The organism is Streptomyces sp. NPDC048606, assembly GCF_040650855.1.
Taxonomy (GTDB): Bacteria; Actinomycetota; Actinomycetes; order Streptomycetales; family Streptomycetaceae; genus Streptomyces.
Genome location: NZ_JBEZIB010000001.1, coordinates 483543 through 509139, shown reverse-complemented (window position 1 = coordinate 509139; position 25597 = coordinate 483543). Strand labels below are relative to the sequence as shown.

Sequence of the window (25597 nt, the reverse complement as noted above, 5' to 3'; positions counted from 1 at the left end):
TGCACAACCTCGCCCTCGCCGGATAGGCCTACGGGCGGTACAGCAGCCCACTATCCCCGAGGCAACTCAAAGATCATTTACGGGACAACCCTTAGGGGTTCGGGACGGTCAGCCGGAAGCCGTCAGACGGTTGCCGAGTAGGCAGCGCGCCGCTGCGGTGCGGCGCTTACGGGGTTGAGGTCGGGGTTGGAGCGGGAGTCCGCCTGCTCCTGCGCACGTATCCAGGCGTCGAGCGCATCGACCCGGTACGTCACCCGCCCGCGGGCGCCCATCCGGAAACTGGGCGGACCCTGCCGCCGGTGACGCCAGACGTAAAGCGTCTTGGGTGAAATACCGAGATACGCGGCCGTGTCCTGGACCCCGAGAAACGCACGGCCGACGGTGGAACGGTGACGAAATTCGGGGGAACCGACAGAGGGAATCGGATCGACGACGGACAAGCGAAGTTCCTTACGAAGGGGACGGGGAAATAGACCACTGGCCACGCACAGGCGCAGCGGCCTCCAGGGACCACCAATGGTGCGGAGAATCCCCGGTTTCGGAAACCGGGGATCGTCGGCTATATTCCGCCCACCCTCAGCGACTCGGGGCGGCTCGACGGAGCAGCGAGAAGCGCGTTCGGCGAGGATCCGAGGGCTGCGGCGATGGCGACGAGGTCGTCGATGTCGCAGCGTCGGACCGTGCGTTCGATGCGGGAGAGCGTGGTGAAGGTCATGGGGCGACCGAGTGCGGTGACCCGGGCTGCGAGCTGGCGCTGGGAGTAGCCACGGGCCACGCGGGTGCGTTCGATGGTCTGGGCGGCGGCGCGTCCGGCGGGTCCGATTTCGAGAGGGCGTGGCGGCATTGGTGTGTTGTAGCTTGCCCGCCGGAGGCTTGGGAAGGCATTCCCCGTCTGCTGTGAGCGATCCCGGGCCGACATCGAATATCGCGGGCGATTTCGGCGACCGGGGTTTCGGGTTTACGGTCGTGCGACCGGAAAACCTTTCACGGCCGCTTGAGCCAGGTCTGGACTTCCGGACTCGGGGTGTGGCTGTGTTGTCCACGCACCCCGGCCCCGCCGGTTTCCCTGCCCCGATTTCGAAAGGCGGTCGATCTCCATCGCCCGTATCCGCACCATCAAGCCCGAGGCCTTCGCCTCCGAGTCCCTGGCGGCCGTGTCCCTGAGCGCCGAGCGGACCTTCTTCGGCCTGCTCACCCAAGCCGACGACAAGGGCCGCATCCGCGACCAGTCCGCCGTCATCGCCGGACAGCTGTGGTCGCTCCGCCGCGAACACGGTCCGGTCGAAGTCGAGGACGATCTGACGCAGCTCGACGCGGCCAGCCTGATCTGCCGCTACGAGGGCGAGGACGGAAGGCAGTACCTGCACGTCGTCGCCTTCGCCCTCCACCAGAAGATCAACCGCCCCAGCATCAGCAGGATCCCGTCCTGCCCGCACCACGACCTCGGCGTCCCGCGTGAGCCCTCACCGCCGGTACACGGAGCCGTCACGGAGGCCTCCAGGACGGGTCAAGCAGCATGCAGTGAGGCCGCCATGAGCAGGGAATCCGCAGTTCAAGGGCAGTTCAGTGAGTCCTCACAGCCGGTTGCGGGAGGGCTCACTGAACCTGACGTGAGCCCTCAGCGTCCGGATCTAGGACCTAGGAACAGGGATCTAGGAACTACCCCGTTGGGGGGCGCGAGCGCCCCCGCGCCCCAGACCGTCTCGGCGAAGGACCTCATCGCCGAGTACGCCGCGGCCTGCGAGCACCGCCCTCCCTCCACCGTGCTCGGCCAACTCGGGCAGGAGACCAGGAAGCTCCTCGACGAGGGCATCGCCCCCGCCCACGTACGAGCCGGTCTCGACCGCCACCGCGCCAAGGGCCTCCACCCGAAGACCCTGCCCAGCCTCGTGCACGAGGTCATGAACGCGGGTGCCTCCACACCCACCGCCGCGCACCGCCCCTGGCCCAACCCCACCGACGTCGCCGCTGCCTACGGGGGTGCCCTCTGATCACCACCGCCCTCCCGCAGCCCGCCGACCACGTCGTCCGGGCCATGGCGGGGATCCTGCACCGCCGGGGCATGGACCCGTCCGTCATGGACTCGCAGGAACCGGAGCCCGCGCCCCAACCGGTCACCTCCCTGCAACTGGCCGACGCCCGCATCCCCCCGCGCTACCGGCAGGCCCTCGCCGATCACCCCGAGGTCGCCGCCTGGGTGGACGAGATCGCGGGTGCCGGGCGCCCCGGCCCATCCGGCACACGCGGCATCGCAGAGGGCCCGTCGTTGCTGATCGTCGGCCCCACCGGCACGGGCAAGACCCACCAGGCCTACGGGGCCGTCCGCAGCCTGCTCGCGGCCGGTGTCCGCCTGCGCTGGGAAGCCGTCACCGCCGCCGACCTGTACGCCCGCCTGAGGCCGCGCCCAGGACTCGACGCGGAACGTGAACTGCACACCCTGGCCCGCTGTCCGCTGCTGGTCCTGGACGACCTCGGTGCCGCCAAGGGCAGCGAGTGGACGGAGGAGCTGACCTACCGGCTGATCAACTACCGGTACGAGTACCTGCGCCCCACCTTGCTCACGACGAACCTCCCCATCCCCAAGCTCCGCACCGCCCTCGGCGACCGCGTCGCCTCCCGCCTCTCCGAGATGACCCACCGAGTCATCCTCGACGGGCCCGACCGCCGCCGCCGCAACTCCCCCGCCGCTTGAACGCGCCCACCCTTTGGAGCACCACCCGCTTGACCACCACCTCCCTCCGCACGCAGACCGCCGAGCGGTACGCCCTGGCCATCGCAGGCTGCGTCATCGTCGCTCTCACCGCCGCGGGTTTCTGGCTCTCCTACGCCCACCTCGCCGAAGTCGCAGGGCGGCACGGCCTCGGGACTTCCCCCACCCGCCAATGGGCGTGGCCCGCCACGCTCGATGCCTTCATCGTCGCCGGCGAAGTGCTCATGCTCCGCGCCAGCCTCCGCCGGGAAACCGACGGCTGGGCGATCTCCCTCACCGCTGCCGGATCGCTGGGCTCGATCGCCTTGAACGTCGCCGGCGTCAGCAGGTCCGACGGCGTCCCCGCCCCAGCCCTCGACTACGTCGTCGCCGCTGTCCCACCAGCAGCCGCGCTCTTCGCCTTCGGCGTCCTCATGCGGCAGATCCACCGCCACGTCGCTGCCGAGGAGTCCCGCCACAGTCGCCGTCCGGTAGGGGAACCCTCGGCCCATCCCGCGGACCTGGACCGTCCCCGCGGGCACTCCGCCACGCCACAGCTCCTGGACCCGGAACGACACTCGGGCCACGAGGGTGACCGCCCCACTCCGGCTGACGCCGGACAGGACGCATCAGGCGATGTGGCGGAAGAGACCGATCAAGTGGCGGAAGCCCACGTCCCGCCGAAGAAGCGCACCGGTCGCAAGCCCGCCGCCACCGACGACGAGCTGTTCGCCATCGCTCTCACCGCCCCGCTCGGACGCGATGGACGCGCGTCGAGCCGCCACATCGAGACGGCTGTCCGCTCCCGCGGCCTCTCCCTCGGCAGGGACCGCCGAGACAAGATCACACGGCAGGTCCAGTCCGAACTCGACAGCGGCCAAGCGGACGCCGCGTAGGCCCCGCCCGAAAGTCACGCTGCCCCCGCGCATCCATCGCGGAGCGAGCTGGCGTTCGTACGCCCCATCCCCGCAGCACCGAAGCCGTTCCAGCCTGACCAACAGGAGGCACGTTCTTACACAACGACCCCACTGCCACGCATCCCCACAACCTCCAAGCAGGCGACGCCTACCCGAGACCCAGACGGAGCAAGTTATCGGCCAAGACACTCTTCCCCGTCGGGGGAGAGCGTCTCGGCCAATCCCGCCCCTGGAGTGGCGGGAGCGGGCCGGAGCCAGGGGGGCACCGGTCCGCCAGGCAGCGACCGAGGACGGATCGCAGCCGAGGGGAAGAGCAGCAGCCTGCGTGCGAAGCCGCGTACACCTCCGCTACCCCGCCAGAGCGCGTACACGACGACGTACCCACAGGGACGGCCAGCGCTCCAAAGTGTGCATCCTCCGTCTGCACGGCGACGAGCACGCACTCGTCGCGACCGCCGCCAGGGCCGTCGGCCGTCGGCGTCGCCAGCTTCTTTGCCCGAGCCGCCCTCAGGCGGTCTCTGGCCTCAGGATCGTCCTGCAGATGTACTGCCATCACACCTGAGTGCGCGGAGCATGGTGGTGTACACGGGTGCGTCGGGGAACGGCTGCTGGTCGCCGATGTGCTGGTACCCCCAACCCTCGTAGAGGGCCTTCACCTTCGGGTGGCCGGGCTCGACGAGCAGCGTGACGCGCTCCTCGGTGCGACCGGCCAGCAGTTCCTCGTGGATCCGGTGCGCCAGGCCCGTGCCCCTCCAGGGGGCCCGGACCATGATCTCGAAGAGGGCGAGGGTGCGGGTGCCGTCCTCGGTCGTGTCCGCCTCGGGAAGCGGCTGGAGCATGTGGGCCCACCAGCCGGTGTTCTGGGGCAGGGCCGCGGCGTAGGCGTAGCCGGCAGCCTCGCCACCGTCGTAGGCGACCACGGCCTCCCAGGACGGGCGGGAGGAGTGGCCGGTGAGACGACCCTCGAAGCGGTCGACGGAGAAGAACGGGTCCTCGCCGATCTCCTTCTCGTACACCTCGGCGTACACGCCGACCAGGGTGGGGCGGATGGTGGGCAGCTGGTCGGTGCCGTAGCGGTGAAGGGTGATCTCCGGGGCGGGCATGGTGCTCCTTGTCGCGTGACGGTTCAGGCAGTGCGGGCGCGGTCGTTCCACTGGCGGGTGACGGCGGACTTGGGGGCCGCCTGGTTGAGTGCGGAGGTGAAGCTGCCCAGGAGGTGCGGGACCCGGCCCGAGTCGGCGCCGGTCGGGGCGATGACGCGGGCGGCGGTGGCCACGGCCTGCTCGACGTCGCCCTGCGCGACCTGCGCGAGCGCCGCCTGGGACAGGTAGTAGGCGCGGTTGCGGTGCTGATCGTCACGGAGGTCCGCGATGCACCGATGGGCGTAGAACTCGGCCTTCTCCGCTTCGCCGAGCCGGTAGTGGGTGATGCCGGTCAGGCCGTGGAGTTCGCCCCGGGTGTAGAAAGCGACGGAAGACGGACGGGCCTCGGCGGGATCGGCCCGGTCGTAGGCACCATGGGCCCGGTCCAGGGCTCGGAGGGCCCGGGTCTTGTCACCGAGGCTGGCGGCGGTCAGGGCGATGCGGGAGTGGGTCAGCGAAGCGTAGAACGGGTCGGTGCGGTGCGCCCGGGTGCCGGTGCAGGCTTCGGCCGCGGCGAGGGCGTCGGCGTACCGGCCCCGCTGTCCGGCGAGCATGGCGGCGTACCGCCAGGTCTGGTGCTGGACCTGTCCGTCTCCGGAAAGCCCTGCGAGGGTGACGGACTGCTCCAGGTAACGCTGGGCCTCCCCCAGCCGGCGGGCGTCGATGGCCGAGAACATGGCGAAGGCCGTGAAGGACGCGGCGACGGCGTAGAGGCGGGAGCGGACGCGCTGGCTGGCAGAGCCGTGCTGCTGGAGGCTGAGCGTACGGGCGGCGAGGTCGGCTGCGCGCCTCTCCAGCACGGGGCCGCCGCCGTTCTGGTCGTCCAGGAGCCACAGTTCGGCCAGCAGAACGCGCAGGCGGTCGACGTCTGAATGCCCGACGGTGGGTCGGGTGGCTGCGGTCGCAGTGCCGGTGGACACGGCGACGGCGGCGCCGGTGGCTACGGAGATGAAGCTTCGACGGCCGAGCACGGGGTCCTCCAGTCGTGCCGAGGGCGTTGTGGGGCGGGAGCGGGCACGGGGCACGAACCCCAGGTCGGTCGCAGCAAGCCCGGAGACGACCTCCAGAGCCTGCCACTGGCGATCCTGGGGCGAGCGGTTCTCCCCCGACAGCCACCGGTAGACCGTCCGTTCGGTGACGGCACCTCGGTGGCCTGTGAGGTCTGCCATGGCGTCGTTGACCTGCTCGGCAAGAGCGCCCGCACTGAGCCCGTGTTCCTTCATCCAGGTCTCTAATTCCGCGTTCCGCTTCCGCACCATGCAGCCACGGTAGGGGTGGGGCCGACCTTCGAGGTAGCGGAGGCCGGGACTTTTCGTCAGTGGTCACGCGAGTAGGCACGAGCCGATTCGTCATGTCCAACGCGGCTCGACCGCGGGTTACTTGTCCGCACAGCCGAACTGGCAGCAGCCGGATGGGAGCGGAATCGTGACCGTACTCGCGCACGAAGTGGCGGCAGCCCCGGTCGAGGTGCCCACGGTCACCTCCGCCAACCAGAAGACCCTGATCGCCTCTGCGGCTGCCGCCGTCGCCGGGGACGTCGAGGCCGCCCTTACCCTCGCCGACCGCCACCCGGCCGGGGAGGTTGCCGTGCGGCTGCGGGAGCGGCTGCGCGAGCACGTCCACACCCTCGCAGTGCCCGCCGAACGGTACGCAGACCTGCTGCCGGAAAGCCGGGAGAAGGACATCGCGGCCAGCACCGTGCGGTTCGCCCGCAAGGTCGCCCGGGACTACGGGAGCAATCCGGCGATAGCACTGCGGCTGCTGGCCAAGTCAGTGGCCCACCTCGCCCGGTACACGGACCTCCTGCGGCAGCACTGAACCGCTTCCGGCGCCGGCCTGCCCGGAGGCGCCGGTGCCGGAAGCCCGCCACCTGCCCGGCCGCGGCAGGTGACAACAGCGCCTCACCGACACCGGTGAAGGCCGGTCGTCTTCTCCACATACGGGCGAGGAGGCGGCCACCGTGCCCCGGCCCGGCGCCGGGCCCCGTCGAACCTCGCCCTGGAGGCACCCACGTGTACGCGATCGGCATGTGCGTCGATGCCCGCTATCTGTTGCCCGCACTGGTCACGCTCGGGTCGGTCGCCGACCACCTGCCTGTGGCCGACCGCCGCGAGAGCGCGGTACGGGTACTGACCAACGGCCTGTCCCCGGGGCAGGCCGCCGTGATGGCGTCCTTCGCCCGCCGCTGCGGGTTCGGCTCCTTCGACCTGCGCTGGCAGACCGCGCCGGCCGAGAGCGTCATGGCGGACACCGCCTACATCTCCGTCGCCACCTACCTGAGGTTTGGGTTCACCCCCGGCTTCCTCGACCGGCCGTTCCTGATCTACGTGGACGCTGACGTACACGTGCGCGGCGACGTCTCCGCGCCCCTGGACGGACTGCCTGTGGACCGAATCGGCGCCGTTCAGGACGAGTTCAACCCGGCCGTCGGGCAGTGCCCAGCACTCCCCGGTGTCGCTGAGCGCTGGCCCCACCTGGTCGGGCGCACCTACTTCAACGCCGGGATGCTGTGGGTCCCCGCGCCGATGCTCGCCCCCATGCGGGTCGGGGTCCAGCAGGCCCTGGTCGGCGGGCGGCGGTACATCAAGCACAACGACCAGTGCGCCTTGAACCTTTGGCTGTTGTCCTCCGGGGCCGTACATCCGGTCGGGCCGGTGTTCAATCGGTTCGAGGTGGACCGGTTCCTCCAGCGGGGGGACTGGGTCCGCAGGGTCCTCCGCCGCCCGGTCACCCGCCGGGACGGGCACGTGGTGCACTTCGTCGGGGGCCACAAACCGTGGATGCGCTCGTGCCCCGGCACCGAGGACGTACGTGCCTACCGGCAGCAGATGCACCGCACCCTGCGGCACCTGGCCGGGGCGGGCGCACGATGACCGGCGGCGGCACGTTCCCGGCAGTGGAGCGCGCCTGCGCGGAGCTGACCGGGTCGGCGCCGGCCGAGACCGTCCGGGTACGCCACGGGCCGAAGACGGACGTCTACCGCGTCCGTCTCGCCGACGGCCGCCCTGTGGTGGTCAAGCTGTTCACGGCCGACACCGCCCACGGAGCGGCTGACGAGGCCCGCCTCCTGACCGCCGTCACCGCCGCCGGGCGGGTGCGGGTACCGGTCGTGATCGGGCACGGCCCCGTTCCCGGTCTGACCGTCTCCGCCCTCGTCACCGCCGATGCCGGGACGAACACATTGGGCGACGCCGTCCGGGCCGGGCAGATCCCGCGTCCGGCGGCCCTGCTGCGGCTCGCCCTGCTGATGGCGGCCTTCCACAGCACCAAGGCCCCGCCCGGCGTCCCCCTGGCACCGGGCATCGGCCAGCAGGTCAGCGCTCTTGCCACCCACTGCCCCAAACAGGTCTTCGTCCGGCTCGCGCCCGCCCTGGAAGTCATCGCAGCCGGGGCCCGCGTGGAACGGCTGGTGTGGTGCCACGGAGACCTCCACCTGGAGAACGTGGTCCGCGGAGACGACCGACGCCTCACCGCCGGCGAACACGGCCTGCTTCGCCTCCCCGACTACCTCGTGGACTTCGAGGCCGCGACCGTCGAGGTCCCCGAGTACGACCTCGCCCAGACCCTCGTGACCTGCGACGCCCTGGAGCCGTCCGACCGGGTGTTCGTGGCCGCCGCCTACGGACGGCCCGTCGATACCCGGCTCTTGGACGCCTACGTGGCCTTCCAGGCCGTTCGTGGCTGGACCTACGCCGCCCACCAGGAGGGCCGCGACCGCGACGCCTGGGCGGCCCGCCTGCACCTTGCCATGTCCCCTCAATCAGGAAGGACCGTGCTGTGACCGACCCCGATCTGTCGGTGATCATCCCCGCGTACAACGAGGCCGAGTACCTGCCCCGCTACCTGCCCACCGTCTTCGCTTCCCTCCGGGCCTGGGAGGCCCTGTCCGGCCTCACCGGGGAAGTGATCGTGGTGGACAACGCCTCCACCGACGACACCGCGACCGTCGCGAAGGAGCTGGGAGCCAGGGTGGTGACGGAGCCGGTCCGCAGCATCGGCCTGGCACGCAACACCGGAGCCCGCGCAGCCGAGGGCCGGATGCTGTTCTTCGTCGACGCCGACGTGGCCCTACCGCTGGAGGGGATCACGGCCGCCGTCGCCGCGATGGACGCCGGGGCCATCGGTGGGGCCATCCCACCGCTCTACACCCCCGCCCGGTTCGGGGCCCGTCTGCTCTGCGCCTACTGGGACCACCACCGCGCCCGCCGCGGGGGCGCCCAGGGCGTCAACCAGTTCTGCACCCGAGATGCCTTCAAGGCCGTGCACGGCTACCGGCCGGACTACTTCATGAGCGAGGACATGGAGTTCTTCGCCCGCCTGACCGCCTACGGCCGCCGCACGGGCGGGCCCGTCGCGGTCCTCGAAGACCTCCGCGTGCGGCCCTCCAACCGCCGCTACGACGCCTGGTCCACGGCCCGGATGCTCTGGTGGCAGAACCCCGTGATCGTCCGCCTCGGCCTGACCTCCCCGCGCTTCTGGCGCAACTGGTACGCCACCACCGTCCGATGATCGGAGAACATCAGGTGACCCGCCTTCCCCTGCCGGACGCCGACGGCATCTACACCTTCCCCACCGACCTCCTAACCGCGCACCGGTCCTGGATGGACTCCCTGACCGGGTCGAAGGAGATCACGACGCTGACAGCGCCGCTGACCCTCGCGCCGTACTGGATCGAGCCGCGCAAGCCGTCCGGGCGGCCGGTCGTCGTCATCGAACCCCACCACGACGACTTCGTACTGTCCGCGTCCGGGACCTTCCTCGCCCGTCCCCGACCGCTGACAGTGGTCACCGTCTTCACCCACTCGCGCAGCGTCCACCCCTCCCTCGAAAGCACCTACAACAGCGTGGAGGCGGTCTCCGGACTCCGCGACCGCGAAGCCGCCCAGTCCCTGTTGCCCCTGGGAGCGGCCCGGGTTGGTCTGGGGCACAAGGACGCCGAGAAGCCGTACCGGGCACCCGAGCCCGCCCAGGTGGACCGGATCACCTCCGAGCTCGCCGAGGTACTGGACGGGATGGACGACGCGGAACTGCTCGCCCCTGCCGCAGTCACCCGCCACCCGGACCATCTCGCCGTCCACGAGGCGGCGCGCCGCCTGGGATGCCGGTGGTTCTGGGAGGACGTCGCTTTCTGGTCCACCTACGCCTTGTCCGGCTGCGACCGGCAGCTGTTCCGGCAGCGGGTACGCGACGCCCTCGACCCGGAGGTCGAGGACATCACGGGCACCGTCCTGGACAAGGTGACCCTGCTCCACATGCACGGCTCACAGATGCACCCCGCGCGGCAGATGTACCGGCCGATCCGGCACGCCCACACCGTCGCCGCCAACCTGCTGCCCGACCCGGACGGCCGTCCACGCGGCCAGTTCGCGGAACGCTTCTACCGGCTCGGGGGGTCGTGGTGATCCTCGGCCTGGAAGGCCCCTCGTACGGGGGAAAGACCTCCGCCCTGGGACGGCTGCGCCAGGTGCCGGCGATGCGGGACGCGATGTTCTTCCCCTGCTACGTCAAGTCGTTCGCGCGCCGCGAGGACATCCCCACCCCCGCCACCCAGTCCGCCGCCGAGCAGGTGGAGGCGTTCGTGACGTTCATGGAAATCGAGGGCGAGCGCGTGCGTGCCGCCCGTCGGCACGGCGGGCTGGTCGTCCTGGACCGGACCGTCGACACCCTCCTCGCCCACGCCCACGCCATGGACGAGATCCACGGCTTCGGCATCCTGCCGGAACTGTGCCGGCGGGTAGAGGAGATGCCGCACCTGAGGCCGGACCACACCCTGTACCTGGACGTGACGCCAGAGCTCCTGCACCTGCGGCGCAAGGCGGCCGGACACCACGAGGTCGAGCCCGACTACTTCCTCCACGACCCCGCCTTCCTTACGCACTTCCGCGACTACTTCCGCCGCCCTGTCCGCAGCCCGGCGACTGCGGAGTTGGCCGTCGCCTCCGGGGACGGCGACCGGCAGGAGACGGCCGCCGTCGTGCAGGCCCTCTTCACGTACTGGTCGGGTGTCCGATGACCGGCCCGACGGTGCTGTTCGCATGGCGGCGAACCCCGCCACCGCTGCTGATCGGGGGCGCTGAGGTCTCCCAGCAGCTCTTGGCGGAAGAGTTCGTCCGGGCCGGCTGGCGGGTCGTCTACCTCGGCAGCCACGAGGCCCCCTGGAACGGGTCCGCCCAGATCGGCCACCTGCGCGCCCACCTCCGGGCCCACGGAACCGTGTGGGAGGAGGCCGGCAGGGAGGTCCGCTACCGGTGGAACGGCGTCTCGTGCCGGGCCGTGCCGCAGGACAGGGTGGAAGCGACGCTGAAGGGCCTCCTGGCTGAGGCCCGGCCGGAGCTGGTGGTGACCTCGCAGGAACGGGCGGCGGACCTCGCCGCCCTCGCCCGCCGGTCCTCTCGGGTCGCCGGATGGCTGCACTCGGTCTCGGCCAACAGCATGGGCGTCCTCCACGGCCGACCGCACGTCGCCCTCGCCACGTCGAATTTCGTCGCGGGACGTGCCCAGGCCCAGGCCGATACGAAGGCGATCGTCTTCTACCCGCCGTTCGCACCGGCCGAAGGCGCCGGGCCCCTCCTCGCCGCAGGGCGCGGCACAACCGATCGCGTCCCCGGCGGCGTGCTGATGGTCAACCCCATCCCCGCCAAGGGCGCGGCCCTCCTGCACCAGCTGATCCGCCGGTTGCCCGCCCTCCGGTTCACTCTCGTCGAGGGCTGGTGGGACACGGCTGGCGAGTTCACCTCTTACCCGAACGTGCACTGGGTCCCCCGCACCTACGCCATGGGCCCGATCTACGCCGCGAACGACCTGCTGCTCGTGCCCTCCCAGGTCGAGGACGCCTTCCCCCGGGTGATCGTGGAAGCCGGGCTCCACGGCGTCCCCACGATCGGCTCGTCCCGCGGCGGCATTCCCGAGGCGGTCGGGGACGGCGGAATCATCCTCCACCCCGACGACGTGGACGCCTGGGTGCAGGCGATCGAGTCGGCCAACCGGACCGGCCTCGGCGCGAAGGCCCGCGCCGGGGCAGCGCCGCTGGTCCGGCCGTGCCTGCCCGAGCTGGCTGCCGCCGGGCTCATCCCGGCGGCAGCCGCCGCCGGCTAACGGGCCGCGTAGGCGGCCTGCACCTCGTCGGTGCGATCGGTCCACCAGTTCAGCAGTGCCTCGTCCGTCAGGAACATCTCGCCGAAGGTGGGGTCCTGACGGTCGAGGTAGAACTCCAGTTGCCAGAAGTCGGTCAGCCGCTTCCACCACAGCCGCTTCACGGCGTCGGCGAGGTCGCCCTCGGACAGGTCGATCACGGACCGGTATCCGGAACAGAACGCGGCGACGCGGTCGAGGTCGAAGACACCACCGACCCCGAACTGCACCTGCGCGGTCCGCGCCACCTCCTCACCGTACGGACGGACCCCGAGCCGGTCCCAGTCCAGGACCGCCACCACCCGGCCGTCCCGGCGCAGCAGGTTGCGGTACTGGAAATCGCCGTGCGTCCACCCGTACGGCCCGGCCGGCACCTCGCCGTCCGGCCGGGCATCGCCGTACCGCGCGAGGAGGCCGCGGCGGCCGTGCAGGGCCTCGGCGGCGGCCTTGTCGAATTCGGTCACAGGATCGGCCGGAAGGCGACTCAGGAGAGCAGCGGCGGCCTGGTCGGCCTCGGCCACATCGCGGACCTTCGCCACCGGCGCCTGCCCCGGAACCGGGCCAGGCCCATGCCGCCGCAAGCCTTCGTGCAGGCGACCCAGGAGAGTACCGAGATCGCGGACCTGGTCGAGCGGAAGGTCCGTCCCTTGAAGGTGCTCGCCGTCCACCCACGGCAGGACGCAGTAGCCGTGACCACCGACTTCCACCACGAGGTCGCCACCGGCGTCGAACAGGGGCGTCGGCACCGGGATGCCCTCACGGGCCAGGTCCACGAGGACCGCGAGGTTCCTGCGGACCTTCGGCAGAGGAACGTCGGTGGTCTCCTTGAGCGCATACACCCCCGTCGTCGTCACGAGCCGCCAGTTCCGGTTCATCAGGCCGTGGGCAAGGAACCGCCGATCGCTCACCGCGCCCAGCCCAAACGCGTCGGACAGAGTGGGCAACACCGCCGCCAGACCATCTTCTCGAGTCGTATCCGTCACCCCGAGCACGGTACGCCGACGCCGAACCTCACACCCGGTTTCGTCACCCAGGTCCCCGCAGAGAGTCGGAGGGAGATCCGAGCCAGGATCCCCCTCCATCATCGGCTCACCTGACTCTGCCCGTGGCGGAGCCGGAACCGCCCCGGCGGCCTCACTACCCTGACCGACGGACCGCCCGCGGCCGTACGACGATCGGGAGACCATGACCACGCCCTCCACCGTCCGAATCGAAGACCTCCTACAGACCGGCGTGCGCGCGGAGGTCTACCCCGGCGCGGTGTGGGCGGTCGGGGACGCCGACGGCATCCGTGCGAGCGGAGCCGTCGGCCTCCTCGACCCCGACCGGCCCGACGAGCCCATGCGGCTGGACACAGTCTTCGACGTAGCCAGCCTCACCAAGATCCTCGCCGTCTGGTCCACGATCGGCACGCTCGTCGAAGAGGGCAAACTCGGCCTCCACTCCCCTCTGGGCACCTTCTGCGACGAGGTAGCCGGCCACCCCCTGGGCCGGGTCACGGCCCACCACCTCCTGACCCACACCGCGGGCCTGCCCCTGCGCGCCAACCTGAAGAACCTCTACGGCACCGACCCCCAGGACATCCGCGACGGCGTCCTCCACGAAGCCCTCCACCGCCCGCCGGGCGAGGCCGTCGAGTACACCGACCGGGCTGCCCTCGTCCTCGGCTACCTCGCCGAGAACCTCTCGGGCCAGCCCCTGGACCGGCTCGCCACCGACCGTGTCTGGTACCCCCTGGGCATGACCAGCACCCGCTTCGGCCCCCTCCCCGCCACCGAGGCGGCCCGCTGCGCCCCCACCGAGTACGACGAGACCACCGGCACCCACCTCAAGGGCACCGCCCACGACTTCTCCGCCCGCCTCCTCGGCGGCGTCTGCGGCATCGCCGGCACCTTCTCCGTCCTCGACGACCTCACCCGCTTCCTCCGCCACATGCTCGCCCCCACCCGCGCAGCCTTCGGCCCCGCCTGGATCAAGGACTCCCTCCGCATCCACACCGGCACCCTCACCCCCGCCCGCGGCCTCTTCTGGCACCCCGCCCCCGGCACCGACCCCGCCGAAGACGTCTGGGTCCACTACGGCTTCACCGGCACGGGCCTGTGGATCAGCCCAGCGCAGGACCGCTGGGCCGTCCTCCTCACCAACAAGCTCCGCTACAACCGCGATCGCGAGCCCCTGGCGGAGATCCGCAACACCTTCCGCGTGGCCGGGTTCACTCCCGAGGGCTCGAGACATCAGGGCATGACCGTGCACTGAACGGGCCCTTAAAGCTCGCTGAAACAAGTCAGGGGTAGCGCGGGAGCAGCCCCGGGCCATTTCAGGTCCCATGACCGCGCAAGGCGGAGCTTGGGCGAGAACAGCAAGGTGTACGCCCTTTTTGCACGAGTGAACTACGTGGGGCCTCGCCCACTGATCTTGGACACTAGAGATGTGGATCTTGAGGCTCCGAGAGCAGACGTGTTGCGGCGATGAAGCATTACCAGCCGGAGTTGAAGGTGATCGCGAATCAGACACGAACACCAGTCGAACATCACATGGTTCCAGCCGAGGGCGAGAACTGCCGCCGCAAGCACGTGCAGCCACCAGCTCATCACCCAGGGCGAACAGCAAGGCTACGAACCGTCAACACCTACTCCTCGGCCACTTCGCGCAGTGACCGTTTTCCACTCTGTCCTTACCCCTGATCACCCTCATACGGTGAAGCCCGTTTTGATCCGCGCAAATGCCGTTCGCGCCTGCCGATTGGAGATGCGACGGCCCTGCGGACCCAGGGGGAGGAAGCGCAAATATGGATCCGTTGGCATTTCCCGTCCTCGCAGGGACGCTGCTAACCGAAGCGGTCAGGTTCCTCTTCGACCGAGCGGGTGCAGTGTTGGACCGCCGAGCAGGTCGAGTTCCGATGGAGCAGCCTGACCACGTTTCGGGGCAGGCGCAGCCCCTTCTGGTCAGCACTCCGGCGCTCACCGATGAACGGGTCGCACGCATTACCGGGGCCCACGGCGCGCTCCGCGTCTACATGTCGCGTCCCGAGTTCCTCCACGGCGATGACACCGAGCTGAGGGAGATCCTCGGACGCCTTCGTCGGGACTTGGAGGAGGTCTACGGACGCCGCTTGCCCTTCGGCGACGAGAAGGAGGCAGACCGGCCTGGAGTGGAGGTCTCACAGCGCGCCGACTCCCTTGATGGCAAGCAGGTTGGTATGCGCGTCGGCGGCGGCATCACCGATCGCGGACGGGCACGGATCGACCAAGAGGCCGACACCATCGGGGAGACCGGTGAGCAGGTCGGCATCGAGGTAACAGGCACGATCGGCTGAGGCGGGGCGAGAACGTCATGAGCTTCGATCACAGCCCTGCCGAGGAACATCCGCAGCAGGCACCAGCTCCGTCTTTCGCAGGCCCTGAGGGACAAGAGGGCGAACACCCGACATCGGTACCCCAGAAACTAGGTGCGAACAGCCTGCCCGGCCTGCCGCCGCGCCCCACTACCCTCCCGCCTAGCAGTGTGCCTCCGGCCCCGTCGGCTCCCACAGCGGCAGAAGCCGGTGACGCCGAGCGAGCCCCTGACGACAGCCACCTGCAGCGGCCCCCTGCAACGACACCCACGCGCGACGCAGTCGAGGCGGTCGGACAGGCTGCCGTGCTCCAACGGGCCTTCATCAACAACGGTGAACAAATCGGCACGAAGTACGTGTACGAGCAGACCCTCGACTCGCACTCCCCCATCTCGTCCGACTATCTGGCCGTAGTCCGCGAGGTATACGCCGAACCCCGCGGTGTGGACCACCTGGCGCCCAGCCCCTTCAAGCAGGCCCTTGCAGCCTTGGGGGCTGAAGGCTCCGTCCTGGTCATCAGCCGCCCGTCAAACAGTAGCCGGAGCTTTACCGCCTACGCATTGTTCGCTCACCTCCTGAACGATGGCGTCATCACCGAAGTACGGCCGTTGTCCTTCGGCGGTTCGAAGCACTTTCCGACCAGGCGGCTGCCGCACGACCACGAATGCGGTTATCTTCTGGAACTCCCTCCCGATGAGGATGACTTCGTGGTCGATGCCTCTTTCGGGGGCAATCTCAACAAACTCGTCGAGCGCCTCCAGCACCGGAGGTGTCGGCTGATCGTGCTCACTCGCCCCGAACAGTGGAGGCGCATCAGCCACGGGGCGCCGGACGGCGTAGCCCCGAACTTGGGCATTGTGACCCCGCGCGACATAGCCGAACGATGGCTGCTCGGACAGGAACCCGACTTCCCAGCACACCAGTGGCTCGATCACGCGGACATAGAGCCGCTCCTAGCCGGCCAAGCCCCGACAGACGTACTCAACCTCGTATACCTCATGCTGGAAGAGCACCGGACGTCGCAATCCGCAGCTGCAGACGCCACCGATCCGGGTCAAGCGCTAAAGCGTCCTCGAGACCGTTCCCCACGCCGTACGTTCGCAGAGCAAGTGGCCAACGTTGCCGCCGCCCACAGCAACTGGGAAGATGCGCTATACACGTGGCACGAACCCGAGGGGCGATCCCGTACCAGCTTCGAGCGCAACTTCCTTCTGGCTGCGGCCGTTCTGCGTGGCGATCCGGTCGGGCATGTCTACGCCAGAGCCGCAAAGCTGACTGAACAGCTCGACAGTCTCAAGGTGGAGGTGGAGGGACAACGGGAACCCGGGGTCATCGCCATGACGAAGGCCATCGGAGCGGAGCGCGAGGGTGACGGCACTCTCACCTTCACCCGCCCGCACTGGGACGACGCCGCGATCGAGTACTTCTGGAACGACCGCCCCCTGGCTCGCACCACGTTCCTGAAGTGGCTCGCGCAGGCACCTGTCCCCGACCCCAACACGAGCAAGGAAGCCCTGGAGATCACCAGCAGAGAAGGTCGACTCGCCCTAGCAGAGCGTGTGGGGCAGTTCGCTCTGCGGTGGGCCGTTCGGCATCGGCGTCAGACGCCGCTCGAGCGGATAGTCGAGGAGTGGCACAAGCACGGAACCACCAGGGAGCTGTGGCCTCTGGCTGTTGAAATTCTGGACTCCGCCGCGATCCACGCCGTGAGCGCGCCCTATATCCATTCCATGCTGCTCGCCTGGTCGAACCGCAGCCAACCCCACCTCCAACGAGCCGTGGTAGACGTGTGTACAGGCGCGTTCGGCCGCCGCCATACCGCCAAAGCGTTACGCCGGCTCAGGAATGTGGCAGCCCAAGGTCATCCCGATGTGATCGATGCGCTGCGCGAGGCCGTGCGCGTTCTTTGGGAGGACCCCACCGTACGGCAGATGTTGTTCGGATACGTCATCGACTGGTGCAAGTCGGACACGACGAGCCAGACCGTCGGACACCGCACATTCACCGCGTTAGCGCTCAACTCGCCACCCGAGACAGCCGGCCTTCCGCCGCTCCTCCAAGCAATGACCGAGGAGAACCGCGACGAGGAGGACAGCTTCCGCCCCACCTTGCAAGGGCTCGTGACAGGCTGGCGCACTCTGCTGCGCCAGGCTGCGGGACCGGCAGGGGAACGAGACTTGGACAAGGGCGTTTTCACGTGGCTCGACGCGGCACTGGAATCGCACACACTCAAGTCCACTGTCCTCGACACCCTGCGCGAAGCCGTGAACGTTCCAGGGGCCGAAGGGCCGGCTCTTCGGGAAACTCTGCGCACCTCTTCCCAGTGGTGGGTGCAGGGGCTGGACCGCCCCTACTCCGCAGAACGGGAAAGCCTCAAACGCGAACTGTCCGCCCTGCTTGACCAAGACCTCCTCGCTCGCCGACAGCAGCCGATCACTGCTCTGCCCTCATCGGCAGGCACTCCGGTTGACGAGCCTCAGGGCAGTGCGGCGGAGGCCGACGTCGCATGAAGCGCCGAACTGTCAAGGCCTCAGATTCTTCGACAGAAGACGAGGCCGTCTGGACGTCCGTCTTGACGGACCGCGTCAGGAGCAAGGACCCGTCGCTGTTCTTCACCACCGAGATCCGAGTGACCTGGCGACTCTCCGGCGCCAACCAGCCGGTGAATCGGTACACAGCACCACGCCTCGCCAGGAGACAAATCGAAGAGGAGGCCGAACGGTGTGACGTCCTCCGTCCAGACGCCGCCGAGCAGGACATCACCGTCGCCGTCCAAAGGGAACTTCCCCTCTCCGCAGAGGGTGTGGAGGTGGTCGCAGTGCGACTACGTGTCCGCGTGGACGACACAACTCGAAGGGCTGCTCTCCTGTTGGAAGGCCTACGGCAGGAGTACGAGCGACAGGAGGAGAGAATCCGACGCGACCACGATCTGGACGAGCTGGCACGACGGCAGGTTCGAGCACGCGAGACGTTCCTCAGGGAGGAGATCCTCGCCAATCCGTCCACAGCCCGCCTCTACGGGCTGTTGGAGGGGACGTCGAAGAACTGGAATCGACTCGGCGGTCCCCCCAGCGGCAGCGACCTCGACGAGTTGGTGCGCGATATCCAGCAGTGGCAGCCAGGCCAGCGATGGGTGACAGCTGCCCAACTGCTCCACGAGTTCGTCGTCGGCCTGAGCGCGGAAGGACGCAAGGAACTACTCACCCTCCTCGTCGACGCTGTTCGTACTTTCGGTGATGAGCAAACGGCACACCAACTCGCCCTCCTATCGGACGAGGCCCGATGAAGACGGCTGTTTTACGCTGGGTGCTCGCCCCCGTCACCAGCACGCTCGCTCTGTGGTTGCTGCTCAGGAAAGGGCGTCGTCGGTTGTCCTTCGACACCGCCTGGCGCCTTGCCCGGGTGATGCGTCATCCAGACGAGTTGGGGTACCGCCTCCACGGTCACCGGAACGAGGATGCGTAGTCACCGCGGGACCAAGGCGACGAGATGTGCGGGCCGTTGGCCCCGTGCCAGTGAAACGTCGGGGCGACATCGTCGGCCGCAGGGATCACGCGGCACCGCTCGGGGCGCGTTCATCCTCCTCGCGGTCCCGCGTCCACGGCTTGAGGGACCGGCCGACGCCCACGATGTGCGCCCGTACCGACCACACTTGAAGCCGGGGCCGCACCCAGAAGCACACTCTCGTACCAGTTCGGTCTGGCCACCAGTGACCAGATCGATCGGATGGTGGTTTGCAAGTCATGAGGACCCGCACCGGTCGCCGAGGCGTACCACCACCTCGGGACGCTATCGCCCGCAAGCTGATGACGTCCCAACGACGCCGAGACACGGCGCCGGAACTCGCGCTGCGGCGTGCCCTCCATTCCCTGGGCTTCCGCTACCGAGTGGACATGCCCCTGCCCGGAATGCCGCGGCGCCGTGCTGACCTCACCTTCACCAGGTGGCGAACTGCGGTCTTCGTCCAAGGGTGCTTCTGGCACGCGTGTCCGAAGCACCTCCACCACCCGAAGCACAATCGCGAATGGTGGCGACAGAAGCTCGCGGGAAACGTCCAGCGCGACGAGGAGACGGACGCTCGCCTATTGCGCATCGGGTGGCTACCACTGAGGGTCTGGGAACATGAGAGCGTGACCGGTGCTGTCGGGCGGGTGACATCGACCCTCGCCGCCCGCGGCCACCCACGAGCCGTTCACCTCGAAGGCCTGAAGTGAGCCTCCTTACCGGCCTTCCTTCCGCAGGCGGACGGCTCTCCCCCTTCCCCCTAAGTGGCCGGCCGACTCCATCTTCCGTGTCCGCCCGGTAGACCGGAAAAGATCGTCTTCTCGTGTCACATCGGTCACCTCCCGCACGGTACGCCCACCCCGAGTCCCGCACCGGCAGTACCGCGCGGGCGGACCGCAGGTCTCCGTGGACGGATAGGTTGAGATCCCGAGACCCGTCATTGTCGGTGGCTGGCCCTAAGCTCACCCCTCCAGCACGAACAAGGGGGGCACTTGAGCACGGCGAGCAGGTTCAACACCTTCCTGAAGAACATCAAGGCGAAGGAAGAGCACCACACTGACGCTCTGACCAGCGTCAATGCCATCGCCCGCAAACTACACGGGCACTACAGCAACGCCCAGTACACGGACGACTGGCGGATGATCGTCGGTTCGTACGGGAAGGGTACGGCGATCAGCCCGCCGCGAGACGTCGACCTGCTGTTCTTCCTGCCCGTACACGAACACACCCGCTACACCGGGTACAGGTACAACGGGCAGTCAGCCCTCCTGCAGGAGATCAAGGGGCTGCTCCTCGGTCGCTACCCCCGTACCGAGATCCGAGGCGACGGCCAGGTCGTGGTCGTCGAGTTCTCCACCAGGCACAGGGTGGAAGTTCTGCCCGGATGGCGCCGGCAGGGCGGCGGGATGATCGTGCCCAACACCCACAACGGGGGAGGCTGGCAGCACGTTGATCACCACGCTGAGATCGCTCACATCGCTGAATCGGACGCCCGGACCAACGGCAACACTCGCAGCCTCATCCAGATGATGAAGGCCTGGCAAGACTGTTGCTCTGTACCCATCAAGTCACTCGTCTTGGAGCTGGAAAGCGTCGCATTCCTGCAGACATGGGCCTATGCCCGCGAGTCCACGGTCTACTACGACTGGATGGTCCGCGACTTCTTCGCCGAACTGACCAAGAAGGCCAACCATTCCCGGCTGATCCCTGGCACCAGTGAGTTCAAGCACTACGGTGACGCCTGGCTCAGCAGGGCAACCAGCGCACACGCCCGAGCAGTCAAGGCATGCCAGCTCGAATCCGAGAATCGGCACATCGAGGCCGCACTGGAGTGGCGCAAGATCTTCGGGGAGCAGTATGAGTTCTAGCCAGGGCACCGGGCACACGGCGAACGTGCAGGCGATCCGGGAAGCCTTCGGCCGCGTCGTCTACTCGCACAAGACCCACGAGAAGGCCCGCGAGCTGGAAGCCGCCAAGGCGGACAAAGCCAAGTGGGTCAACATCACCCTTGTGACGCTGACGTCCGGGACGCTGCTCGCCTCGGTGATCACGAACAAGCAGCTTCTTCTCTACATCAGTAGTGGAGCCTCCGCCCTGGCACTGGCCTTCACCATCTTCCATCTGAGCTTCACTCCGGAGAAGGTCGCCGAGCAGCACCGTGCCGCCGCCAAGGAGCTCTGGTACATCCGGGAGCTGTATCTGCACCTGCTCACCGACATACAGACCGACCCGCAATCCGTGGACATACCTCGCCGCAGAGACGAGCTACTCGAGAAGCTGAACCACGTTTACCGGCTGGCACCGGACACATCGAGTAGCGCCTACCGGGCTGCGCAGCGAGCCCTGCAGATCGACGAGGACATGACGTTCACCAGCTCAGAGATCGACCGCTTCCTCCCGGAAGCGCTTCGCGTCTCCTGATGTCCGCCACAGGTTCTGTCTCGTGGATCACAGGCGGGAGCACGAGGCCGCCCTCCGCGGCTTGCCCCTGACGTGGCGTCATGGTGAAACGGGTTCGGCCCACACTTGTCGCTGGGCTGCGGATCGAACCCGGTTTCATGCCGTGCGGGTTCCTACTCGGTGCGGCTGCGTCGGGGGGCGTGTTTCCGGGGCTTCCGCGAGACGGGCACCTTGCGCTGCTCGGTACGCTGGGAGCGTCGGTCGCGGTACCGCATAGCGGCCAGCCACAGGTCCCTTTTGTGCTCGGAGTCCGACGGCATAAGCACCAACGCGGTGAGGATGCCGAAGGCCGCGGTGATGGTGAGGACGACAGCAACGGCCACCGCCCACCATGGGGCCCCCACAAAGGCGAGCGCACCGATGGCGCCTCCGCCGCCGAGGACGGTCCCGCCCAGCATCCGCCGGCCGTTCGGACCGGGCGGAGCCGGCGTGGAGGACGCGGCCGACTGCTGAAGCGGTGAGCTCATCGAGCCGCCTCCTTCGTGCAGGCCCTGCGGGCTTTGCGGCCCGACTCCTTGCGGGCTTCCTCCTCGCGGCCGCAGGCCCACTCGTGCGATTGCGCCCGCATGAGACTGGTGTTTGCATTCTCCATACCCTCATATACTGCCCGCATGGGACATTGGTCTGAGGGCATTGTCGACGAGGCCATGAAGCTGATCGGCGGTAGCCCAGACCGCCAGATGCTGACGGACGTGCTCGTACAGACCGGCCGCGAGATCGACGTTCTCTCGGGCCGTAGCTTCCAGCCGCCGCGCCGAGCGACCTCAGTCATAGAGCCCAACGGCTTGCCCTTCGTGGACATCCCAGACCTGCGGGTCGGCTCGATGGAACCAGGGGCGGGTGCATGGGAGGTCCCTGACCCGGTGAACGGCGAGATTGCGAACGTCCTACAGGTCTCACCTTTGGCCAGCCCTGTCCCCAGTGCCGCGCGTGTGTCCGACGCACTCTGGATTGCCGGCAGACTCACCGCCGGGGCATCGCAGACGGGGCGCCTGTCGGCGGACCATGTCCTCCACTGGCTGGGCACCTCTGTGGACCACGAGCAGCGAAAAGATCTCTTTCGCCGCATCATGGACCCTGCATTTCGCTTTTACGTCCCGATCCTCGGGGTCAATGTCAACGGATGGTGGATCCAAATCTCGCGGCGTCTCGTTTGGGTGACGAGCGAGACCGAAGACGACGGACGGCTCTACGAGCTGCTGCTGGACGAGGCCAGTACCAACGGACAGATCCCGCCGCTTGCAGCCACCGAGGCCATGCTCGTCGTGGTCCCAATGACGCGGCACCCCGCAGACTGGGCATTCACAGCACGCATCTGGACCGAGCAGGTTCAGCGTCCTGTCGATCGCCCGTGGAGGAGGTTTGCGAAGGCTATCCATGGCCACGGCATACCAACCATCACCCTCGACCCCGTCTCGACCTCTTACGAGATCGCGTGCCAGGTGGTCTTGAAGGCCTACTGGCACGGCTACATCAGGGGCGACGAGCCAGCGCTGACGAACGCCGTCGCGATGGCGTACCCGCGGCAGGTCGATCGCATCCAGCGTGAGACCCGCGCCCCAAACAGCGCTGCTGCGGCCGCAACACTCCTAGAACAACTGATCCACCCCGGCTTCGATCCGGCGCGGGGCGCGGAGGCGACTCGTCGCTACGTGCGCCGGAAGGCGAGCATCGCGGTCATGCAATACCGGAAGAGCGAGGCGCCGGACCGGTACCCGTGGACACAAGTCGGCATCAGCGAACGCCGCTACTACAAACTCCTGCCGCTGTTCGCTCAGAAGGTCAACGGCCGCTATGAGTACGACTACGACGACGTGGTGGCGCGCATGAAGGCCCACCTGAACCTCGTAGACAAGGCGCGAGAAGTACGAGCAGTCGCCCTTGAAGTCCTCCGGTCGCACGGCTTCGGCGACGAAGCCGCACGCAAATGGCTACAGCGGCATCCACCTGAGGAGGCCGTCAATGCCTGGCCGCGTGGTCGACGCTCGTAGTACCGGCTACCACCCGGGAAGCAGCCTGACGCACGGATCACGGTCCCGACCAGCGGCGATCCTCCTTCCGAGGCAGCCTCCGCTGGGGAGAATCTGGGGAGAACGAAGCCCCGTTGGGGAGCGGCTGGGGAGGATCGGCCGTACAAACGGGCAGCACGGCGAAAGGGCCGGGAAGGCGGATCGGCGCAGGCCAGACCCTGCATACCGTCGATCTCCGCAGGTCAGCAGCTTGAGGGTGACGACTTCAAGAAGATCTCCTCGTGGGCCGCCATCCTCTTCGCCCCCACCCTGGTCGGAACCATCTACGGCATGAACTTCGAGGTCATGCCCGAACTCCACTGGGCCGCCGGCTACCCCTTCGCCATCCTGCTGATGGCGGTCGTCTGCACGAGCCTGTACGTCATCTTCAAGAAGCGCGACTGGCTGTAGCCCGCACGGCGCGCGCTTGATCACCGCGCGCCGCGGGAACCGGATGACCGGCCTTCGCCGCTGATCCCGCCGGGGCGGGGCGGTGTGGGGTCTACAGGAGGTTCCCTCCCGGGGAAATGGGACAAATGGCCATTCGGGTTGTACCGGTCGCGGCTTGGCGGTGATCCTTTGCGTCATGCTTTCCGATATCGCCGCGTTCGACGCCTCGCACCTGCCCGACTACGCGCACCACTGGGCGCTGGTGGACGTCGAGACGTCCGGGTTGGTCGCGCGGCGCGACCGAATACTGTCGATCGCGGTGCTGACGTTCGGGCCGGACGGGGCGCCGGACGGGGAGTTCAGCACCCTCGTGAACCCGGGCTGCGATCCGGGTCCGGTGCACGTGCACGGGCTGACGGCGGAGCGGTTGCGTGACGCTCCCCCGTTCGAGGAGGTCGCGGGGCGCGTCGGCGCGCTGTTGCGGGACCGGGTCCTGGTGGCCCACAACGCGCAGTTCGACTACGACTTCCTCGCGCACGAGTTCGCGCGCGCCCGGCTCCACCTGCCCGTCGCGCGGCGCCTGTGCACGCTGGCGCTGAACCGGCGCGTGGAGCCGCCGACCGCGGACCTCAGCCTGGCGTCGCTGGCCGCGCACTACGGCGTACCGCAGAGCAGGGCCCACGACGCGCTCGACGACACCCGTGTCCTCGCGGGGATCTTCCGCGCGTCGCTGTCGGAGGCCGTACGGCTGGACCTGCCGCTGCCGCTCGTGCCCTGCCCGCCCCGGCAGGACCCGAAGTTCGCGCCGAAGCCGCCGAAGACCCCTTGCGCCTACCGCAACCCCGGCCGTCCGGAGGCGGGCGGCCCGCTGGTGCAGGGGATGAAGGTCGCGCTGACGGGCGAGACCGACCTGGCCCGGGCCGAGTTGGTCGCCCGCGCGGTCGCCGCCGGCCTGAACGTGGTGGGGTCGGTCAGCCGCCACACCAGTGTCCTCGTGACCAACGACGCCGCCTCGGGCTCGGCGAAGGCGCGCCAGGCCGTCGCCGAAGGGGTTCCCGTCCTCGACGAGGCGGCGTTCGTGAAGCTGCTGGAGGACGTGCGGCCCGGAACGCCCCATCAGAAGCAGCCGGCGCGGACCTCCTCCCCGGCCCCCGCCCCGACCACCGCGGCCACCCCGTCCGCCCCGGCCGCGTTCGTCGCCAAGCCGTTCGGGCGGCGGCGGGTCCTGGTGCTGGGCGGTTCGCACCAGGAGGCCGCCGACTGCCGGACCCGGGTCGTGGAGATGGGCGGTGCCGCCGCGATCAACCTGTCGGCGAGCGTCACCGACATCGTGCTCCTGCCCGGCGGCGAGCAGGACCGCCGCATGGCCCGCATCACGTCGATGGGCCTGCCGGTCCACGATCCCGCCTGGCTCGGGGCGCCGGCCCCCGTACGGGCCGACGCCGACGCCGACGCCGACGCCGACGTCCCGGGCCACGGCGGCGCGTCCACCGAGGTCCTCCCCCGCGGCGGGGTCGTCGATCTGCCGGCCCTGCCCGTCGACGGCCGCTGGCACCTGAGCGCCTCCTGGGCGCGGCAGACGGACTGCGAGATCGACGTGGTCGCCTTCGTCCTCGACGAGGACGAACAGGTATCCGGCGACGGGGACTTCGTCTTCTACGGCGCCCCGGAGAGCCCCGACGGAGCCACCCGGCTCCTGTGTGACGGCCCGACGGAGCAGACCGTCACGCTGGACCTCGCCGCCCTGCCGCCCGCCGTCCACCGCGTCGCGATCGCGGCGGCGATCGACGGGGCCGCCACCTTCGGCGACATCGGGGCCCTCCAGATCACGGTCGCACCGGGCAGTGACGCGTCGGCGCTGGCGCAGGCCGCCCTCGACGCCGCCACCAGCGAGCGGACGCTGCTCCTCGCCGAGGTCTACCGTCGGGGCGCGCAGTGGCGCTTCCGTGCGGTCGGGCAGGGCTACGACCACGGCCTGGAGGAGCTCGTACGGGGATACGGCATCGAGGTCGCGTGACACC

General features: G+C 68.9%; 25 protein-coding genes and 1 pseudogene. 20 read left to right on the top strand and 6 right to left on the bottom strand.

The features are described from left to right. Nucleotides 1-122: 122 nt before the first annotated feature. On the bottom strand, nucleotides 123-440 hold the full coding sequence (locus tag AB0D01_RS02065; protein ID WP_363053031.1) for a helix-turn-helix domain-containing protein: 318 nt from the start codon (nucleotides 438-440) through the stop codon (nucleotides 123-125). 119 nt (nucleotides 441-559) lie between these two features. Beyond that, a complete protein-coding gene (locus AB0D01_RS02060) occupies nucleotides 560-844 on the bottom strand; it encodes a helix-turn-helix transcriptional regulator (protein WP_363053030.1) in 285 nt (94 codons plus the stop codon). 253 nt (nucleotides 845-1097) lie between these two features. On the opposite strand from AB0D01_RS02060, the gene AB0D01_RS02055 reads away from it, so the two are divergent. From AB0D01_RS02055 to AB0D01_RS02045, 3 genes are read left to right on the top strand one after another with little or no spacing between them, the layout of a single operon-like run. Further along, nucleotides 1098-1991: a hypothetical protein gene (locus AB0D01_RS02055; RefSeq protein WP_363053052.1), complete on the top strand. Its 894-nt coding sequence runs from the start codon at nucleotides 1098-1100 to the stop codon at nucleotides 1989-1991. A gap of 44 nt (nucleotides 1992-2035) precedes the next feature. Next, nucleotides 2036-2692: an ATP-binding protein gene (locus tag AB0D01_RS02050; protein WP_363053029.1), complete on the top strand. Its 657-nt coding sequence runs from the start codon at nucleotides 2036-2038 to the stop codon at nucleotides 2690-2692. A 29-nt stretch (nucleotides 2693-2721) separates the two neighbouring features. Next, entirely contained in the window at nucleotides 2722-3585 is an 864-nt protein-coding gene (locus tag AB0D01_RS02045; RefSeq protein ID WP_363053028.1) for a DUF2637 domain-containing protein, read from the top strand. 545 nt (nucleotides 3586-4130) lie between these two features. Here the strand turns inward: AB0D01_RS02045 and AB0D01_RS02040 are convergent. Both AB0D01_RS02040 and AB0D01_RS02035 read right to left on the bottom strand, forming a co-directional pair. Beyond that, a complete protein-coding gene (locus AB0D01_RS02040; protein ID WP_079430408.1) occupies nucleotides 4131-4709 on the bottom strand; it encodes a GNAT family N-acetyltransferase in 579 nt (192 codons plus the stop codon). Nucleotides 4710-4732: 23 nt separating this feature from the next. Continuing rightward, nucleotides 4733-6007, bottom strand: coding sequence for a Tat pathway signal protein (locus tag AB0D01_RS02035; protein ID WP_363053027.1), 1275 nt, complete (start codon nucleotides 6005-6007; stop codon nucleotides 4733-4735). 166 nt (nucleotides 6008-6173) lie between these two features. Here AB0D01_RS02035 and AB0D01_RS02030 point away from each other — a divergent pair, with 166 nt between their 5' ends. From AB0D01_RS02030 to AB0D01_RS02000, 7 genes are all read left to right on the top strand, one after another. Continuing rightward, nucleotides 6174-6566 (top strand): hypothetical protein, encoded by a 393-nt coding sequence (locus AB0D01_RS02030; RefSeq protein WP_363053026.1) that lies wholly within the window; start codon nucleotides 6174-6176, stop codon nucleotides 6564-6566. Between the two features lie 194 nt (nucleotides 6567-6760). Beyond that, a complete protein-coding gene (locus tag AB0D01_RS02025) occupies nucleotides 6761-7621 on the top strand; it encodes a glycosyltransferase (protein ID WP_363053025.1) in 861 nt (286 codons plus the stop codon). Nucleotides 7622-7644: 23 nt separating this feature from the next. Further along, nucleotides 7645-8529: a phosphotransferase gene (locus AB0D01_RS02020; RefSeq protein WP_363053024.1), complete on the top strand. Its 885-nt coding sequence runs from the start codon at nucleotides 7645-7647 to the stop codon at nucleotides 8527-8529. Then, on the top strand, nucleotides 8526-9257 hold the full coding sequence (locus tag AB0D01_RS02015) for a glycosyltransferase (protein ID WP_363053023.1): 732 nt from the start codon (nucleotides 8526-8528) through the stop codon (nucleotides 9255-9257). The genes AB0D01_RS02020 and AB0D01_RS02015 overlap by 4 nt, the downstream gene beginning before the upstream one ends. Beyond that, nucleotides 9254-10150, top strand: a complete 897-nt coding sequence (locus AB0D01_RS02010; protein ID WP_363053022.1) for a PIG-L family deacetylase — start codon at nucleotides 9254-9256, stop codon at nucleotides 10148-10150. The genes AB0D01_RS02015 and AB0D01_RS02010 overlap by 4 nt, the downstream gene beginning before the upstream one ends. Continuing rightward, nucleotides 10144-10761, top strand: a complete 618-nt coding sequence (locus tag AB0D01_RS02005) for a hypothetical protein (protein WP_363053021.1) — start codon at nucleotides 10144-10146, stop codon at nucleotides 10759-10761. Before AB0D01_RS02010 ends, AB0D01_RS02005 begins: the two co-directional genes overlap by 7 nt. Beyond that, nucleotides 10758-11843 (top strand): glycosyltransferase, encoded by a 1086-nt coding sequence (locus AB0D01_RS02000; RefSeq protein ID WP_363053020.1) that lies wholly within the window; start codon nucleotides 10758-10760, stop codon nucleotides 11841-11843. Before AB0D01_RS02005 ends, AB0D01_RS02000 begins: the two co-directional genes overlap by 4 nt. On the opposite strand, the gene AB0D01_RS01995 is transcribed toward AB0D01_RS02000, so the two are convergent. Continuing rightward, nucleotides 11840-12871: a phosphotransferase gene (locus AB0D01_RS01995; protein WP_363053019.1), complete on the bottom strand. Its 1032-nt coding sequence runs from the start codon at nucleotides 12869-12871 to the stop codon at nucleotides 11840-11842. The two genes, AB0D01_RS02000 and AB0D01_RS01995, sit on opposite strands and share 4 nt — an antisense overlap. Nucleotides 12872-13064: 193 nt before the next feature. On the opposite strand from AB0D01_RS01995, the gene AB0D01_RS01990 reads away from it, so the two are divergent. From AB0D01_RS01990 to AB0D01_RS01960, 7 genes are all read left to right on the top strand, one after another. Continuing rightward, nucleotides 13065-14135 carry a serine hydrolase domain-containing protein gene (locus tag AB0D01_RS01990; protein ID WP_363053018.1) on the top strand — a complete coding sequence of 357 codons (1071 nt, stop codon included), beginning with the start codon at nucleotides 13065-13067 and terminating at the stop codon, nucleotides 14133-14135. 643 nt (nucleotides 14136-14778) lie between these two features. After that, nucleotides 14779-15195, top strand: a complete 417-nt coding sequence (locus AB0D01_RS01985) for a hypothetical protein (RefSeq protein ID WP_363053017.1) — start codon at nucleotides 14779-14781, stop codon at nucleotides 15193-15195. 323 nt (nucleotides 15196-15518) lie between these two features. Continuing rightward, a complete protein-coding gene (locus AB0D01_RS01980; protein ID WP_363053016.1) occupies nucleotides 15519-17723 on the top strand; it encodes a hypothetical protein in 2205 nt (734 codons plus the stop codon). Then, nucleotides 17720-18499, top strand: coding sequence for a hypothetical protein (locus tag AB0D01_RS01975; protein WP_363053015.1), 780 nt, complete (start codon nucleotides 17720-17722; stop codon nucleotides 18497-18499). Before AB0D01_RS01980 ends, AB0D01_RS01975 begins: the two co-directional genes overlap by 4 nt. A gap of 457 nt (nucleotides 18500-18956) precedes the next feature. Next, nucleotides 18957-19427, top strand: coding sequence for a very short patch repair endonuclease (locus tag AB0D01_RS01970; protein WP_363053014.1), 471 nt, complete (start codon nucleotides 18957-18959; stop codon nucleotides 19425-19427). Between the two features lie 282 nt (nucleotides 19428-19709). Continuing rightward, on the top strand, nucleotides 19710-20585 hold the full coding sequence (locus AB0D01_RS01965) for a nucleotidyltransferase (protein WP_363053013.1): 876 nt from the start codon (nucleotides 19710-19712) through the stop codon (nucleotides 20583-20585). Further along, nucleotides 20575-21138, top strand: a complete 564-nt coding sequence (locus AB0D01_RS01960; RefSeq protein ID WP_363053012.1) for an SLATT domain-containing protein — start codon at nucleotides 20575-20577, stop codon at nucleotides 21136-21138. Before AB0D01_RS01965 ends, AB0D01_RS01960 begins: the two co-directional genes overlap by 11 nt. Before the next feature lie 152 nt (nucleotides 21139-21290). Here AB0D01_RS01960 and AB0D01_RS01955 read toward each other — a convergent pair whose 3' ends face one another. Further along, nucleotides 21291-21644, bottom strand: coding sequence for a hypothetical protein (locus tag AB0D01_RS01955; RefSeq protein ID WP_363053011.1), 354 nt, complete (start codon nucleotides 21642-21644; stop codon nucleotides 21291-21293). A 144-nt stretch (nucleotides 21645-21788) separates the two neighbouring features. Here AB0D01_RS01955 and AB0D01_RS01950 point away from each other — a divergent pair, with 144 nt between their 5' ends. The 3 genes and pseudogenes from AB0D01_RS01950 to AB0D01_RS01940 all read left to right on the top strand — a co-directional run bounded on the left by AB0D01_RS01950 (nucleotide 21789) and on the right by AB0D01_RS01940 (nucleotide 25593). After that, complete coding sequence (locus AB0D01_RS01950; protein WP_363053010.1) at nucleotides 21789-23168, top strand: hypothetical protein; 1380 nt, start codon at nucleotides 21789-21791, stop codon at nucleotides 23166-23168. Nucleotides 23169-23405: 237 nt separating this feature from the next. Continuing rightward, a pseudogene (locus AB0D01_RS01945) lies at nucleotides 23406-23597 on the top strand (CorA family divalent cation transporter); the annotation flags it as partial. A gap of 175 nt (nucleotides 23598-23772) precedes the next feature. Next, nucleotides 23773-25593, top strand: a complete 1821-nt coding sequence (locus tag AB0D01_RS01940) for a TerD family protein (protein WP_363053009.1) — start codon at nucleotides 23773-23775, stop codon at nucleotides 25591-25593. Nucleotides 25594-25597: the final 4 nt, after the last annotated feature.

What these genes read in the sequence shown, in the direction of transcription:
- AB0D01_RS02060 (WP_363053030.1), bottom strand. Translation starts at nt 844, where the DNA reads ATGCCGCCACGCCCTCTCGAAATCGGACCCGCCGGACGCGCCGCCGCC.
- AB0D01_RS02050 (WP_363053029.1), top strand. Translation starts at nt 2,036, where the DNA reads ATGGCGGGGATCCTGCACCGCCGGGGCATGGACCCGTCCGTCATGGAC.
- AB0D01_RS02040 (WP_079430408.1), bottom strand. Translation starts at nt 4,709, where the DNA reads ATGCCCGCCCCGGAGATCACCCTTCACCGCTACGGCACCGACCAGCTG.
- AB0D01_RS02035 (WP_363053027.1), bottom strand. Translation starts at nt 6,007, where the DNA reads ATGGTGCGGAAGCGGAACGCGGAATTAGAGACCTGGATGAAGGAACAC.
- AB0D01_RS02010 (WP_363053022.1), top strand. Translation starts at nt 9,254, where the DNA reads ATGATCGGAGAACATCAGGTGACCCGCCTTCCCCTGCCGGACGCCGAC.
- AB0D01_RS02000 (WP_363053020.1), top strand. Translation starts at nt 10,758, where the DNA reads ATGACCGGCCCGACGGTGCTGTTCGCATGGCGGCGAACCCCGCCACCG.
- AB0D01_RS01990 (WP_363053018.1), top strand. Translation starts at nt 13,065, where the DNA reads ATGACCACGCCCTCCACCGTCCGAATCGAAGACCTCCTACAGACCGGC.
- AB0D01_RS01985 (WP_363053017.1), top strand. Translation starts at nt 14,779, where the DNA reads ATGGAGCAGCCTGACCACGTTTCGGGGCAGGCGCAGCCCCTTCTGGTC.
- AB0D01_RS01975 (WP_363053015.1), top strand. Translation starts at nt 17,720, where the DNA reads ATGAAGCGCCGAACTGTCAAGGCCTCAGATTCTTCGACAGAAGACGAG.
- AB0D01_RS01970 (WP_363053014.1), top strand. Translation starts at nt 18,957, where the DNA reads ATGAGGACCCGCACCGGTCGCCGAGGCGTACCACCACCTCGGGACGCT.
- AB0D01_RS01960 (WP_363053012.1), top strand. Translation starts at nt 20,575, where the DNA reads ATGAGTTCTAGCCAGGGCACCGGGCACACGGCGAACGTGCAGGCGATC.
- AB0D01_RS01955 (WP_363053011.1), bottom strand. Translation starts at nt 21,644, where the DNA reads ATGAGCTCACCGCTTCAGCAGTCGGCCGCGTCCTCCACGCCGGCTCCG.
- AB0D01_RS01950 (WP_363053010.1), top strand. Translation starts at nt 21,789, where the DNA reads ATGGGACATTGGTCTGAGGGCATTGTCGACGAGGCCATGAAGCTGATC.
- AB0D01_RS01940 (WP_363053009.1), top strand. Translation starts at nt 23,773, where the DNA reads ATGCTTTCCGATATCGCCGCGTTCGACGCCTCGCACCTGCCCGACTAC.